Here is a 13967-nt window from a genome sequence, read left to right as displayed (position 1 = left end):
AAGTCAGGTGCTCTACCAACTGAGCTATACCGGCTTACTGAAATACCTTGCGGCACCTTCAGCGATAAACTGGTGCCGGCACCAAGAGTCGAACTCGGGACCCCCTGATTACAAGTCAGGTGCTCTACCAACTGAGCTATACCGGCAAAGAAGCCGAATTATGCCGTTAACTGCCCCGCTTGGCAATAGCTTACTGCCCACAAAGTAAATTTTTATAAAAAATATCTGATTTAAAAAGAAATTTATTTCAGACGTAATGATTACACCATATATAAACCAAGCCACTCAGATATATAACCGTAAGATCGTCTGAAAAACACCCGCACAAAAAGCATTTCAGACGACACTCTGATAAAATACCCCCCTTTCCCCTCCATCCGTCCACATCATGCCACGACACCCCTACCGCCGCCTGCGCCCCGCCAAGTCCGACCTGCCCGAAGTCGGCATTTCCGAAGAAGGCAACATCCGCTCGCTGCATTTGGGCAGCGACACCATCCAAAGCTCGATGAACCTCGACCATCCTGCCGAACTGGTTTTATCGTACAGCCGCGCAATGATGGGCTGGCTTCTGTTTACCGAAGAAACGCCGAAACACATCACGCAAATCGGCTTGGGCGGCGGCTCGTTCGCACGCTGGATAGACAGCTACCTGCCCGACACCAAGCAAACCGCCGTGGACATCAATCCGCAGGTCATCGCCGTCGCCCGCAGCCTATTCGAGCTGCCGTTTGAAGGGGAAAACTTCGAAATCGTCGAAGCGGACGGCGCGGAATACATTAAAGTGTTCCGCCACAATACCGACGCGGTGCTGGTGGACGGCTTCGACGGCGAACAAATCATCGACGCGCTGGTGGAAGAACCCTTCTTCCAAGACTGCCGCCACGCCCTCTCGCCCGACGGCGTGTTCGTGACCAACTGGTGGAGCGGCGACAAACGCTACCAACGCTTTATCGAACGCTTGCTCAACGTCTTCGAAGGCCGCGTGCTGGAACTGCCCGCCGAAAGCCACGGCAATATGGCGGTGATGGCGTTCCAAAGCAGCCCGAAAGAGCAAAACCTCGACAAGCTGAAAAAGCGCGCGGAAAAGTTAAGCGGACAATACGGCTTGGATTTCAAACGGATGTTGAACGATTTGAAAGCAAACAACCCCAACAACGGCAAACATTTTTATCTGTGAGATGAGCAGGTCGTCTGAAAACCCAAATACAGATTGGGCGACGGCAACACCTGATAAAGCAATAACCCCGCCCTCACAGCACACACAAAATAAAGGAAAACCCATGTTGAAACCTGACATCATCCAAATATCCGGCCCTGTCGGCCTGCTCGAAACCATCTTCCTGCCTGCCGCGCAAACACCTGCACGAGGCGTAGCAGTCATCAACCATCCCAACCCGCTGCAAGGCGGCACGAACACCAACAAAGTCATCCAAACCGCCGCCAAAGCCTTATCTCAGCTCGGTTTTCACTGTTACCTGCCGAACCTGCGCGGCGTAGGCAACAGCGAAGGCACACACGATTACGGACGCGGCGAAACACAAGACTGCATCGCCGTCATCGACTATGCCCGCGCACAACACCCCGAAGCCGAACTGTTCGCATTGGCAGGTTTCTCCTTCGGCGGCTATGTCGCCACCTTCGCCGCCCAAGAGCGCGAACCGGATTTGTTGCTGCTTATCGGCGCGGCAGTACACCACTACACCGACCGCCCCGAACCTTCAGCCGTCCCTGACATTACCAAAACCCTGATGATTCATGGCGCAGAAGACGAAGTCGTTGAAATCAGCAAGGCTTGGACATGGGCGGAACCGCAAGGTTTGCCCGTCATCACCATTGCCGGCTCATCCCATTTCTTCCACGGCAAACTCATCGTCCTGCGCGATACCATCGCCCGATTCGTGCCGTCGGTTTTACAACAAAAATAAACGGAGCATCATATTAAATAATATGATGCCAAACCTTGCCGTGCAGCTTGTCCATACTGAATCCGATATGACAAACAACACAGCATGACCGCCGTTTTAATTGCCTGAACAATATTTTCAGACGACCCCGCTGACTATATAATTCCGCCTATTGCCTTTATTTTAACGATCCAGAATCCAATCATGCGTTACAAACCTCTTTTACTCGCCCTGCTCATCAGTTTCGCTTCGCCTTCTTTCGCCGCCAAAGACGCGCCCAAGGAAAAGGCTGCGCCTGTCAAAAAAAGCGTCAAAGACAAAAAAGACGCCGAACCTGCTAAAAAAGAAGCTGCCAAAGACAAAGCCAAACCTGCCGCGAAAAACGCTAAGGACAAGGCAGATGACAAGCCCGTAGCCAAAAGCAAAAAGGAAACTGCCGAAGCGGCGAAAAACGAGCGTGCCAAAGAACGCAAAAACGACAAAGAAGTTAAAAAACAAGATAAAGGCGACAAAACCAAAAAAGGTGAAGCCAAAGCGGAAGAGAAGGCAGGCAAAGCCGTTCCCGCAAAAACCGAGCCTGTAAAAGGCAAAGACAAAGCGGCAGACAAACCCGCAGCCAAAAACAATGTAAAGGCAAAAAAAGAAGCCGCCGAGCTGCCTAAAAAAGACGAAGCAGCGGCAAAACAGGACAGAAAAACCGTCGAGAAAAAAGCGGACAAAGCCGATAAGAAAACCGCTGTCGCCGATTCAGACGACTTCAAAGCCGCAGTAACCGCCGCCGCCAATGATTTGGAAAGCAAAAAATCGCTGCGCAGCCGCAACGAAGGTTTCATCATCCACGTTAACACCACGTTGAAGCAGTTGCAGCAAAGCCGTATCAACCTGTCCGCCATCAACCGCCAACAGCGCGACGCATGGGACAAGTTTCAAAAACTCAATGCTGATTTGAACTACCTGAAAACTCAGGTTTCCAATACGCGCGCGCAAATTTCCCGTTTTGTTTCAGGCAACTATAAAAACAGCCAGCCTAACGCCGTTGCCCTGTTCCTGAAAAATGCCGAGCCGGGTCAGAAAACCCGCTTCCTGCGTTACACCCGCTATATCAACACCGCCAACGATCAAGTCATCAAAGACCTTGAGAAGCAGCAAAAAGAGCTGGCAGCGCAAGAGCAGAAAATCAACAACGAACTGGCATACCTGAAAAAACTTCAGGTCAACATTCAGTCCTCGCTGCGCCGCCAAGGTGTAACCAACACTGCCGAACAGGCGGAAAGCCGCCGCCAAAACGCACAGATGGCAAAAGAGGCGCAGAAAAAAATCAACCACAAAGAAAACGAACGACGCCTGAACAATCTGTTGAAAGACTTGGAAAAGCGTAAAGCCGAGCAACGCCGCCAGGAAGCCGAAGCGCGTAAAAAAGCCGCCGAAGCCCGTCTTGCCGCCGCTGAAAAAGCACGCAAAGACCGCGCCGCCGCCGCGCAAAAAGCCGCTGACGAACGCGCCGCCATGTCCAACCTGACCGCAGAAGACATGAACATCCGCGCGCCTTCCTACGTCAGAATCAGCAATGCCAACAGCTTCAGCCGCATGCAGGGTCGTCTGAAAAAACCGGTCAGCGGCACGCTTGCCGGACTCTTCGGACAAGACCGCGGCGACGGTGAAGTTTGGAAAGGCGTGTTCTACCAAACGACTCCTGCAATCGTCAGCAGCATTGCCGGCGGTACGGTTACCTACGCCGATGAATTGGAAGGTTTCGGCAAAGTCATCGTCATCGATCACGGCGACGGCTATATCAGCATCTATTCAGGTTTGAGCGAAATCGAAGTCGCCAAAGGCTACGCCGTAGCCGCTGGCAACCGCCTGGGCATCAGCGGAACCCTGCCTTCGGGCATGGAAGGCCTGTATCTGGAAGTCCGCTACAACGGGCAGGCAATGAACCCGCTCTCCTGGATAAGCTGACCTGTAAACCGGTTTGACATTTTCAGACGACCTTTTGCCGTATCACGGGGTCGTCTGAAATTTAACAACCCGACCCGACGGCCCTATATTCAAAAGCTTTTACACCTGCGCAGATATTTTTTACGCTAACCCTGTTGTTTACCAAGCGTAAATCGCATACAGTCTTGCGAATGTATATTCAGGTCGTCTGAAGCAATATTTCCCACCCCGTTTCACAGTCATTACGGTCTGAAATGAAATAAGACAAAAAGAAAGCCATTCATAATGTCAACATCCACTTTGAAAAAAGTCGCACTCTACACACTCGGCGCATTCAGCGGTGTCGCCCTCAGTTTGAGCGTTCAAAGCTTTGCCGCCGAAAAAGACAAAAAAGACAACGAAACCCTGCCCGTACAATCCATCCGCAACATGGCGGAAGTCTACGGGCAAATCAAAGCCAATTATTACCAAGACAAATCCGACGCCGACCTCTTTGAAGGCGCGATGAAAGGCATGGTATCCGACCTCGACCCGCATTCCGAGTATATGGATAAAAAAGGCTATGCCGACATGAAAGAATCCACCAGCGGCGAATTCGGCGGCTTGGGTATGGAAATCGGTCAGGAAGACGGCTTTATCAAAGTCATCGCCCCGATTGAAGATACGCCCGCCGAGCGTGCAGGCGTGAAAAGCGGCGACTTCATCGCCAAAATCGACAACGTCTCCACTCGCGGCCTGACCACAAGCGAAGCCGTGAAAAAAATGCGCGGCAAACCAGGTACCAAAATCACCCTGACCCTTTCGCGCAAAAACGTGGACAAACCCATCGTCGTCAACCTGACCCGCGCCATCATCAAAGTCAAAAGCGTCCGCCACCACCTGCTTGAGCCAAACTACGGCTACATCCGCGTGTCCCAATTCCAAGAGCGCACCGTAGCGGGCATCAACGAAGCTGCCAAAGCTCTGATTAAGGCAAACAAAGGCGCGCCGCTCAAAGGCATCATCCTTGACCTGCGCGACGACCCGGGCGGCCTGCTTGACGGCGCGGTCGGTGTCTCTGCCGCCTTCCTGCCCGCAGACGCAAAAGTCGTCAGCACCAAAGGACGCGACGGTAAAGAGGGTATGGTATTGAAAGCCCGTCCCGAAGACTACATCCGCACGAGCGGCAGAGACCCGCTGGCAGATCTGCCTGCCGAGTTGAAAACCATCCCGATGACCGTGTTGATTAACTCAGGCTCCGCTTCCGCCTCCGAAATCGTTGCCGGCGCGCTGCAAGACCACAAACGCGCCGTCGTCGTCGGTACGCAAAGTTTCGGCAAAGGCTCGGTTCAAACCCTGATTCCGCTGTCCAACGGCAGCGCAGTCAAACTGACCACCGCGCTGTATTACACGCCGAACGACCGCTCGATTCAAGCGCAAGGCATCGTCCCAGACGTCGAAGTCAAAGACAAAGACCGCGCTTTTGAAAGCCGCGAAGCCGACCTCGCCGGACACATCGGCAACCCGCTCGGTGGCGAAGACGTCAACAGCAGCAACGAAATCAGCACGCCTGATTCAAACGAAGCCGCCAAAGCCGACGAAAACGCCAAGTCCAAAAAAGGCAAGGACAAAGATAAAGACGAAGACCTCTCCAGCCGTCGTATTCCTAATCCAGCCAAAGACGACCAGCTCCGCAAAGCCTTGGATTTGGTGAAAAATCCAGCCGAATGGCAGAAGTCTTTAGGTTTGGCGGCGAAAAAACCGGCTCCGAAAAAAGACAAGAAAGACGGTAGGTAAAGACGAAAGCAAATAAGCTCAGTCCGAATCCTTGAAAAAAGGTCGTCTGAAAACGCTATCAGTTTTCAGACGACCTTTTCACACTTCAAAAATCCCATAGGGAAAACATCATGGCAAAAGCCCCCAAAACCATCTACCAATGCACCGAATGCGGCGGCACTTCCCCGAAATGGCAAGGCAAATGCCCGCATTGCGGCGAGTGGAACACGCTTCAAGAAAGCCTGGCCGCGCCCGAGCCGAAAAACGCCCGCTTCCAATCTTGGGCGGCGGATACCTCGACCGTCCAATCCCTCTCCGCCGTTACCGCCACCGAAGTGCCGCGCAATCCGACCGGCATGGGCGAACTCGACCGCGTATTGGGCGGCGGTTTGGTCGATGGTGCGGTCATCCTGCTCGGTGGCGACCCCGGCATCGGCAAATCCACGCTACTGTTGCAAACCATCGCCAAAATGGCGCAAAGCCGCAAAGTGCTGTACGTTTCCGGCGAAGAATCCGCCCAACAAGTTGCCCTGCGCGCGCAACGTTTAGAACTGCCCACCGAAGGCGTAAACCTGCTTGCCGAAATCCGCATGGAAGCCATTCAAGCGGCGTTGAAACAGCATCAGCCCGAAGTCGTCGTCATCGACTCCATCCAAACCATGTATTCCGACCAAATCACCTCCGCCCCCGGCTCCGTGTCGCAGGTGCGCGAATGTGCCGCCCAACTGACGCGTATGGCGAAACAAATGGGCATCGCCATGATACTGGTCGGACACGTTACCAAAGACGGCGCGATTGCCGGCCCGCGCGTGCTGGAACACATGGTCGATACCGTGCTGTATTTCGAGGGCGACCAACATTCCAACTACCGCATGATACGCGCCATCAAAAACCGCTTCGGTGCGGCAAACGAACTGGGCGTGTTCGCCATGACCGAAAACGGTTTGAAAGGCGTGTCCAACCCGTCTGCCATCTTCCTCGCCAGCTACCGCGACGACACGCCCGGCTCGTGTGTTTTGGTCACGCAGGAAGGCAGCCGCCCGCTTCTGGTCGAAATTCAGGCATTGGTTGATGATGCGCACGGCTTCACCCCCAAACGCCTCACCGTCGGCCTCGAACAAAACCGCCTCGCCATGCTGCTCGCCGTCCTCAACCGCCACGGCGGCATCGCCTGCTTCGACCAAGACGTGTTCCTCAACGCCGTCGGCGGCGTGAAAATCGGCGAACCCGCCGCCGACCTCGCCGTTATCCTCGCCATGCTCTCCAGCTTCCGCAACCGCCCGCTGCCTGAAAAAATGGTCGCCTTCGGCGAAATCGGCCTCAGCGGCGAAGTCCGCCCCGTCGCACGCGGACAAGAACGGCTCAAAGAAGCGGAAAAACTCGGTTTCAAACGCGCCATCGTCCCCAAAGCCAATATGCCGCGCAACGAAAAAGAGTTTCCGAATCTAAAAATCTTCGGCGTTTCCAGCCTTCAGGAAGCCATCGACATCTGCCGCGATGCGGAAAATTGACAGACAGCAACATGAAAGGTCGTCTGAAATCCTATTCCCAGTTTCAGACGACCTTTTCATTCTCTAATACTCAATGCTGTTATAATCCGCAAACCAAGTAAAACAACGACTTCAAAAGGAAAAACATGACACTCAAACCTCCCGTCCGCATCGCCGTTACCGGCGCAGCAGGGCAAATTGCCTATGCGACCCTGTTCCGTATCGCCGGCGGCATTATGCTCGGACGCGACCAACCCGTTATCCTGCAATTGCTCGACCTGCCTCAGGCGCAGCAGGCATTGCGCGGCGTGATTATGGAAATGCAGGATTGCGCTTTCCCGCTCCTTGCCGACATCTTCGCCACAGACGACCCCGAAGTCGCCTTCAAAGATGCCGACATCGCCCTCTTGATCGGTGCGCGCCCGCGTACGCAAGGCATGGAACGCGCCGACCTGCTGCACGCCAATGCCGAAATCTTCAAAGTACAAGGCGCGGCGTTGAACAAAGTTGCCCATCGCGACGTCAAAGTCCTCGTCGTCGGCAACCCCGCCAACACCAACGCCTACATCACCATGAAGTCCGCGCCCGACATCCCGCCGGAAAACTTCACTGCCCTGATGCGTCTCGACCACCACCGCGCCGTCAGCCAAGTCGCCGAGAAAATCAACCGCCCGATTCCTTCCATCGAGCAAATGTGTGTCTGGGGCAACCACAGCCCGACCATGTACGCCGACTACCGCTACGCCACCAGCAACGGCGAGTCCGTCCAAGACATGATTACCGAACCCGATTGGAACACCGAAGTCTTCATGCCGAAAATCGCCGGACGCGGTGCCGCCATCATCGCCGCGCGCGGTTCGTCGTCCGCCGCCTCCGCTGCGAACGCCGCCATCTACCACCTGCGCGACTGGCTGCTCGGCAGCAGCGGCAAATGGATCACGATGGGCGTCCCCTCCGACGGCTCTTACGGCATCCCCGAAGGTTTGGTTTTCGGTTTCCCCGTCATTTGCGACGCAGGCAGCTACCGCATCGTCCAAGGCTTGGACTTGTCGGATGAATTCAGCCGCCAACGCATCGCCGCAACACTGGCGGAGCTGGAAGAAGAACGCGCCGCCATACAAGATATGCTTTAATAGATCGAGGTCGTCTGAAAACCGGTTTTCAGACGACCTCGACTGACATGAATACCACGGAGTCCCCATGACCACATTGGCCAACAAAAAACTCGCCGTCCTCATCGACGCCGACAACGCCCCCGCCGACATCATCGACCGCCTGCTCGAAGAAGTTGCCAAATACGGCATCGCCAGCGTCAAACGCATCTACGGCGACTGGAGCCACGGCCTTTCCAAATGGAAAGCCGCCCTCCTGCCCCACGCCATCATCCCCGTCCAACAATTCGCCTACACCAAAGGCAAAAACGCCACCGATATGGCGCTGGTCATCGACGCGATGGATTTGCTATACAGCGGCAATTTCGACGGCTTCTGCATCGTATCCAGCGATTCCGACTTTACCCGACTGGCAAGCCGCCTGCGCGAAAGCGGGCTGACCGTGTATGGTTTCGGCGAAAAGAAAACGCCCGAAGCCTTCCGCAAAGCCTGCGACAAATTCATCTACACCGAAATCTTCCGTCCCGAAAAACAACGCCAAGAAAAAGAGAAGAACAGCGGCAAAAACACCCCTGCCGCCGCCCCAGACGCGCTGTCCCTGCTCAAACGCGCCGTGCGCGAAAACGCCGACGACCTCGGCTGGGCAAACCTCGGCCCCATCGGCAGCTACATCAGCAAAATCAATCCCGATTTCGACTCAAGGCTGTACGGCTACGGCAAACTCTCCGACCTCATCAAATCCTTCGACATCTTCGAACACCGCACCGACAACAACCAACTCCAAGTCCGCCGCCGCAAATCCGCCGACAAACCGACAGAGAGGTCGTCTGAAAACCCGGTGGCAACCCATCATGCAGAAGAAACCGTTTCAGACGACCCCAACGCCGCGCAAAAACGCAAAACGCGCAGCAAAAAAAACAACCAAGCCAAGAACGAAAACACCGCGCCAAGCCCAGCGGCAGACACCGCACAGCCGACACCCGCCAAACCCGAACCCGCCGCCAAAAGCAGCAAACTGCCCGTTACCCGCGTTATCCCCGCTGTACAGCAGGCAGTCGACACCCACGCCGACGAACAAGGCTGGGCGCGTTTGAGCGACGTATCGAAGCAACTCGCCGCACAAGGCACCGACCCGCAGCAATACGGCTTTGAAACCATAAACCACCTCATCCACGCCATCTACACCGACTGGCTGGAAATCAAAAAAGCCGGCCGCGGCGAACGCCTGCGCGTCAACAAACGCTTTACCGCCAAAGGTTAAGCCATAGGTTTGGAGGCAAAAGACAATCTGCCGCCCAATCTGAAGAGGTCGTCTGAAAATCTAAATCCCAAGTGAACTGACCTCAAAATCATTAAAAGGAAAATCATGACTTCCGCAAACATCATCCCGAAACTCGCCGTCATCGCCGCCGTATCTGCCGCCGCACTGTGGGCGCAGGATGCCGCCGCCTGCAACGGCTCAAACTGCCAAGGCATACCCCCACACATCTTGCACGAAATGCAGCAGCGCGACATTGAAGCTGCCCGACAACGTGAATATAACAGGCAACAAAAACAGATTGAACGTGAACGAATCCGCCGCGGTGACACGCTTATGTCTGAGGAAGAATTTCAAAAGTTGCAGCAGAAAGTCGCCGCCCAAAAACGAGACAACCCCAAAGGCTGCGATGCCGGACAAGACGGCCTGCAGTTTTGCTGGGCTCATACTGCCGGCAGCAGCACCTCGTTTGCCTACGTTTTGGCCGAAAACTGCGAATCCCATTACGGATGCACCGATCATGGCCTGCAATACCGCTACGATGAAAACGGCCGTTTGCAAATCGTCCGCATCTACGACAGGGACATCATCATCAAAGGCGAAAATACCTACCGTTTCAACGAAGACGGCAGCGTTACCGTCTTCGACCACAAACGCAACAATACCTTTGACCAATTCAAGAAAGTCTACGACATCAGCACTGAAGAAGCCCTAAGCCGCCTGCACCTGCCCCAAACCGTCCTGCGCCTGAAAATTACGCCCGACCCGAAACAGCTTGCATCCTTCCGCCGCATACTGCCCGCAGGCTGTTCAGGCACAGCCGAAATGCGTGTCGGCAAAGTAGCTTGCAGCATCGAACTGCTGGGCAAATAAACCCGTTATTTGCCGCTACGTTTTTTATGTAACCGTAGCCAAAAGGCAAAAGGTCGTCTGAAACCTGAACCGCTCCCAAAGTTGGACAACCCATCCAACCACAAGGGGCGGTTCGTCGTTCAGACGACCTTTAATGCTAAAATGTCCTCTGTTTGCCACACACACCGTTTTTCATGAATATTCTCGAAGCCTTATTGTTATTGGTCCTGCTGATCGTCATTAGCGCATTCGTTTCCTGTTCCGAACTCGCGCTCGCCTCGGCGCGCAAAATCAAATTGCAAGTCATGGCAAAAGACGGCGGCGACACCCGCGCGCTTGATGTGCTCAATATGCAGCAGCAGCCGGGCAGCTTCATCACCGTCGTCCAAATCGGTTTGAACGCCGTCGCCATTCTCGCCGGTATCGTCGGCGAAGCGGCGGTGCGCCCTTATTTCGGCGGGTTGTTGGCAAACGCGGGCAGTTGGGGCAGTACGGCCGCGTCGCTGCTGACGTTTGCGCTGGTCACCGGCAGCTTCATCCTGATTGCCGACCTGATGCCCAAGCGCATAGCGATGACCCATCCCGAAGCGGTGGCGGTGCGCATCGTGCGGCCGATGATGTTTTTGATTTTTATCCTAAAGCCTTTCGTTTGGACATTTGACGGACTGGCGAACTCGATATTCAAACTCTTCAAAATCTCCACCGTCCGCCAAGAGCAGTTGACCTCGGAAGACATTTACGCCGTCGTCGATGCGGGCGCGCAGGCGGGCGTATTGAAAGAGCAGGAACACTACCTGATTGAAAACATTTTCGACATGCAGGCGCGCACGGTGACTTCCACCATGAGCACGCGCGAATACATCGCCTATTTCGATAAAAACGACGGCAGCGATACCGTGTTGGAAATGATGTCGGAAAAACCGCACAACAAATTCTTGGTGTGCGACGGCGATTTGGAACGCGTCATCGGCTACATCGAATCGCACACGCTATTGACATTGTTTTTAAAAGAAAAAGACGTCCGCCTGACCGACAAGCGCGTGTTACGCAAAGCCTTGTTCATCCCCGACACACTGTCGCTTTACGATGTATTGGAAACCTTCAAAACTTCCGGCGAAGACTTTGCCGTAGTGGTAAACGAATACGCGCTGGTGGTCGGCGTGGTAACGCTGAAAGACGTGATGAGCATCGTCATGGGCGAGCTGGTCAATACCGAAGAAGAGCCGCAAATCATCCGCCGCACCGAAGATACCTGGCTGGTGGACGGCGCGACCCCGCTCGCCGACGTCATGCGTGCGCTGGACATCGAGGAATTTCCCAACTCGGAAAACTACGAAACTATCGCCGGCTTTATGATGTATTCCCTGCGCAAAATCCCGAAACGCACCGATTTTTTGGTTTACGCGGGCTATAAATTTGAAATCATCGACACCGAAAATCTGAAAATCGACCAGCTTTTGGTGTCCAAACAAAGCGATACAGTAGAAAAAATATAATCAGCCGCAGAAACCATCCGAAAAACTTAAAAAATAAATTTCAAGGACAAATCATGATGGCGAACACCGAACCACAAAAATACGCCCGCAGCCTGCACGCACCCATCAGCTTGGGCACAACTTCAGACGACCGCTTTATGCCTCGCGGCTACCTCGCGCATTTCGCTACTCTGCCGCAATTGGTATTGACCGAAAAGCTGGACGGGCAAAACAACTGCTTCGCCGCCCACGGTCTTTATGCCCGCAGCCATGCCGCCCCCACCCAACATCCGTGGGACAAACCGCTGCTGCAACGCTGGCAGCACATCAAAGACGACTTGGGTGACCTCGAACTTTTCGGCGAAAACATGTACGGTATCCACTCCATCGCCTATTCGCAGTTGAAAAGCTATTTTTACCTGTTTGCCATCCGTCGCGGCGGACATTGGCTGTCGTGGGAAGAAGTTAAATTCTATGCCCAGCTGTTCGATTTCCCCACAGTCCCCGAACTTCCCATCGTGCATCCGCTTGCCGACTTCACCCAAAAATACACCGACGAAGACACCGCTTTGGAGCAATGGCTGCTCGCCAATTTAGGTGCAACATGGACAGACAGCGTGCAAACCGCAGGCAAACTCGGCGGCTACGACCCGAAAACAGGCGAAGCATGCAGTGAAGGCTTCGTCATCCGCAATGCCGCTGATTTTGCCACTAACAACGGTAACCTGCCCGTACAGTCCAACGAGTTTGACAACCTCTTTAAACTTGTTCGCGCCAAACACGTTAAAACCGATGTGCATTGGACAAAAACTTGGAAGCCCGCCCGCCTTATCGATTATGATAAATACCATTGGCAAAGCTGGCAGTTTCAGACGGCCTGAAGTCAAGTCATCCAATAATAAGAAAGACTACCATGTGGACATTCCCCCATTACACACCCGGCAAACTTCCCGACTGGCAAGCCTTGGAGCATCGCTTCAGTTGGTTTGCCGATATGAAAAACGTGCCGCAGGATCCTGAATGGCACGCTGAAGGCGATGTATTCGTCCATACTAAAATGGTGTGCGAAGCCCTGCTGCAACTGCCTGAATTCCAAACACTCAGCGAGCAGGAGCAACATATCTTGTTTGCCGCCGCTATGCTGCATGATGTAGAAAAACGCAGCACCACTAAACGTGAGATCCAAGGCGGCAAAGAGCGGATTGTGTCGCCGAACCATGCCAAAAAAGGTGAATACACTGCCCGCGCCCTGCTTTACACCGAACTTGCCACGCCGTTTGCCGTGCGCGAAGCGATAGCCAAACTCGTGCGTCTGCACGGACTGCCTCTGTGGGCAATCGACAAACCGAGTCCGGAACGCGCCGTCATCGCCGCTTCTTTGCAGGTCAATACTGCTCACCTCGCCATGCTTGCCAAAGCCGACGTTCTAGGTCGCATCTGCCGCGACCAACAGGATATCCTGCTGCGCATCGACTTGTTCCGCGAGCTGTGCGAAGAAAACGACTGCTGGGGCAAAGCGCGCAATTTCGCCAGCGATTACGGCCGCTATCTCTATCTCAACGCCCGCAGAGACATGCCCGATTACCAGCCGTTTGACGACAGAACCTTTGACGTGTACGCCATGTGCGCCATAGCAGGCAGCGGCAAAGACAGCTATATCCGTCGAAACCTCGCCCATCTGCCCATGCTGTCGCTGGACAACATCCGACGCGAGCGCAAACTCGACCCCGCCGACCCGAAACACACCGCCGAAGCCGTGCGTTTGGGGAAAGAGCAGGCAAAAGAATACCTGCGCGCCCGCACGTCCTTTGTCTTCAACGCCACCAACCTCAACCGCGACCTGCGCAGCAAGTGGCTGCCTATGTTCGCCGACTACGGCGCGCGGGTACACCTGATTTATTTGGAAGTGCCTTACACGCAATTGCTGTCGCAAAACCGTAACCGCGAACATTCCGTGCCGAACGATGTGATACACCGCATGATCAACAAGCTGGAAATCCCCGATTACAGCGAAGCGCATACGGTGGATTTTGTGGTTTCCGGTTAACCGGTCCGCATCCGAAGTGCGGTTGCCAACCATAAAGGTCAGGCAGCCTGCGAAAATGGGCATCCATCAAATTTCTGGATTTATCTGGGATTGAATAGAAAAGGTCGTCTGAAAATTTTCAGACGACCTTTGT

General features: G+C 54.3%; 11 protein-coding genes and 1 tRNA gene. 11 read left to right on the top strand and 1 reads right to left on the bottom strand.

Features of this window, described 5'->3' with window-relative positions:
* Positions 1-70: 70 nt before the first annotated feature.
* Positions 71-146: transfer RNA gene (locus HMPREF2726_RS11955), tRNA-Thr, on the bottom strand.
* A 242-nt stretch (positions 147-388) separates the two neighbouring features.
* Here HMPREF2726_RS11955 and HMPREF2726_RS11950 point away from each other — a divergent pair.
* The 11 genes from HMPREF2726_RS11950 to HMPREF2726_RS11900 all read left to right on the top strand — a co-directional run bounded on the left by HMPREF2726_RS11950 (position 389) and on the right by HMPREF2726_RS11900 (position 13834).
* The gene (locus HMPREF2726_RS11950; RefSeq protein WP_009311955.1) at positions 389-1180 is read left to right on the top strand and encodes a polyamine aminopropyltransferase; all 792 of its coding nucleotides are present in this window, start codon (positions 389-391) and stop codon (positions 1178-1180) included.
* 103 nt (positions 1181-1283) lie between these two features.
* Complete coding sequence (locus tag HMPREF2726_RS11945) at positions 1284-1928, top strand: alpha/beta hydrolase (protein ID WP_009311957.1); 645 nt, start codon at positions 1284-1286, stop codon at positions 1926-1928.
* Positions 1929-2111: 183 nt separating this feature from the next.
* Positions 2112-3866 carry a peptidoglycan DD-metalloendopeptidase family protein gene (locus tag HMPREF2726_RS11940; protein WP_070603477.1) on the top strand — a complete coding sequence of 585 codons (1755 nt, stop codon included), beginning with the start codon at positions 2112-2114 and terminating at the stop codon, positions 3864-3866.
* A gap of 264 nt (positions 3867-4130) precedes the next feature.
* Positions 4131-5621, top strand: a complete 1491-nt coding sequence (locus HMPREF2726_RS11935; RefSeq protein ID WP_009311961.1) for a S41 family peptidase — start codon at positions 4131-4133, stop codon at positions 5619-5621.
* 110 nt (positions 5622-5731) lie between these two features.
* Positions 5732-7111, top strand: coding sequence for a DNA repair protein RadA (gene radA, locus HMPREF2726_RS11930; protein WP_036490966.1), 1380 nt, complete (start codon positions 5732-5734; stop codon positions 7109-7111).
* A gap of 125 nt (positions 7112-7236) precedes the next feature.
* Complete coding sequence (locus tag HMPREF2726_RS11925; RefSeq protein ID WP_009311965.1) at positions 7237-8223, top strand: malate dehydrogenase; 987 nt, start codon at positions 7237-7239, stop codon at positions 8221-8223.
* 67 nt (positions 8224-8290) lie between these two features.
* A complete protein-coding gene (locus HMPREF2726_RS11920) occupies positions 8291-9463 on the top strand; it encodes an NYN domain-containing protein (protein WP_070603475.1) in 1173 nt (390 codons plus the stop codon).
* 105 nt (positions 9464-9568) lie between these two features.
* Positions 9569-10333 carry a hypothetical protein gene (locus tag HMPREF2726_RS11915; RefSeq protein ID WP_009311971.1) on the top strand — a complete coding sequence of 255 codons (765 nt, stop codon included), beginning with the start codon at positions 9569-9571 and terminating at the stop codon, positions 10331-10333.
* A 173-nt stretch (positions 10334-10506) separates the two neighbouring features.
* A complete protein-coding gene (locus HMPREF2726_RS11910) occupies positions 10507-11808 on the top strand; it encodes a polyamine export protein PaeA (protein WP_009311973.1) in 1302 nt (433 codons plus the stop codon).
* A gap of 53 nt (positions 11809-11861) precedes the next feature.
* Positions 11862-12668: an RNA ligase family protein gene (locus HMPREF2726_RS11905; protein ID WP_009311976.1), complete on the top strand. Its 807-nt coding sequence runs from the start codon at positions 11862-11864 to the stop codon at positions 12666-12668.
* Positions 12669-12700: 32 nt separating this feature from the next.
* A complete protein-coding gene (locus HMPREF2726_RS11900; protein WP_009311978.1) occupies positions 12701-13834 on the top strand; it encodes an AAA family ATPase in 1134 nt (377 codons plus the stop codon).
* Positions 13835-13967: the final 133 nt, after the last annotated feature.

Origin of the sequence: Neisseria sp. HMSC074B07 (assembly GCF_001810355.1) — a bacterium.
In the GTDB taxonomy this organism is placed as follows: domain Bacteria; phylum Pseudomonadota; class Gammaproteobacteria; order Burkholderiales; family Neisseriaceae; genus Neisseria.
This window is presented reverse-complemented; position numbering and strand designations above follow the sequence as displayed.

What these genes read in the sequence shown, in the direction of transcription:
- HMPREF2726_RS11950 (WP_009311955.1), top strand. Translation starts at nt 389, where the DNA reads ATGCCACGACACCCCTACCGCCGCCTGCGCCCCGCCAAGTCCGACCTG.
- HMPREF2726_RS11945 (WP_009311957.1), top strand. Translation starts at nt 1,284, where the DNA reads ATGTTGAAACCTGACATCATCCAAATATCCGGCCCTGTCGGCCTGCTC.
- HMPREF2726_RS11940 (WP_070603477.1), top strand. Translation starts at nt 2,112, where the DNA reads ATGCGTTACAAACCTCTTTTACTCGCCCTGCTCATCAGTTTCGCTTCG.
- HMPREF2726_RS11935 (WP_009311961.1), top strand. Translation starts at nt 4,131, where the DNA reads ATGTCAACATCCACTTTGAAAAAAGTCGCACTCTACACACTCGGCGCA.
- radA (WP_036490966.1), top strand. Translation starts at nt 5,732, where the DNA reads ATGGCAAAAGCCCCCAAAACCATCTACCAATGCACCGAATGCGGCGGC.
- HMPREF2726_RS11925 (WP_009311965.1), top strand. Translation starts at nt 7,237, where the DNA reads ATGACACTCAAACCTCCCGTCCGCATCGCCGTTACCGGCGCAGCAGGG.
- HMPREF2726_RS11920 (WP_070603475.1), top strand. Translation starts at nt 8,291, where the DNA reads ATGACCACATTGGCCAACAAAAAACTCGCCGTCCTCATCGACGCCGAC.
- HMPREF2726_RS11915 (WP_009311971.1), top strand. Translation starts at nt 9,569, where the DNA reads ATGACTTCCGCAAACATCATCCCGAAACTCGCCGTCATCGCCGCCGTA.
- HMPREF2726_RS11910 (WP_009311973.1), top strand. Translation starts at nt 10,507, where the DNA reads ATGAATATTCTCGAAGCCTTATTGTTATTGGTCCTGCTGATCGTCATT.
- HMPREF2726_RS11905 (WP_009311976.1), top strand. Translation starts at nt 11,862, where the DNA reads ATGATGGCGAACACCGAACCACAAAAATACGCCCGCAGCCTGCACGCA.
- HMPREF2726_RS11900 (WP_009311978.1), top strand. Translation starts at nt 12,701, where the DNA reads ATGTGGACATTCCCCCATTACACACCCGGCAAACTTCCCGACTGGCAA.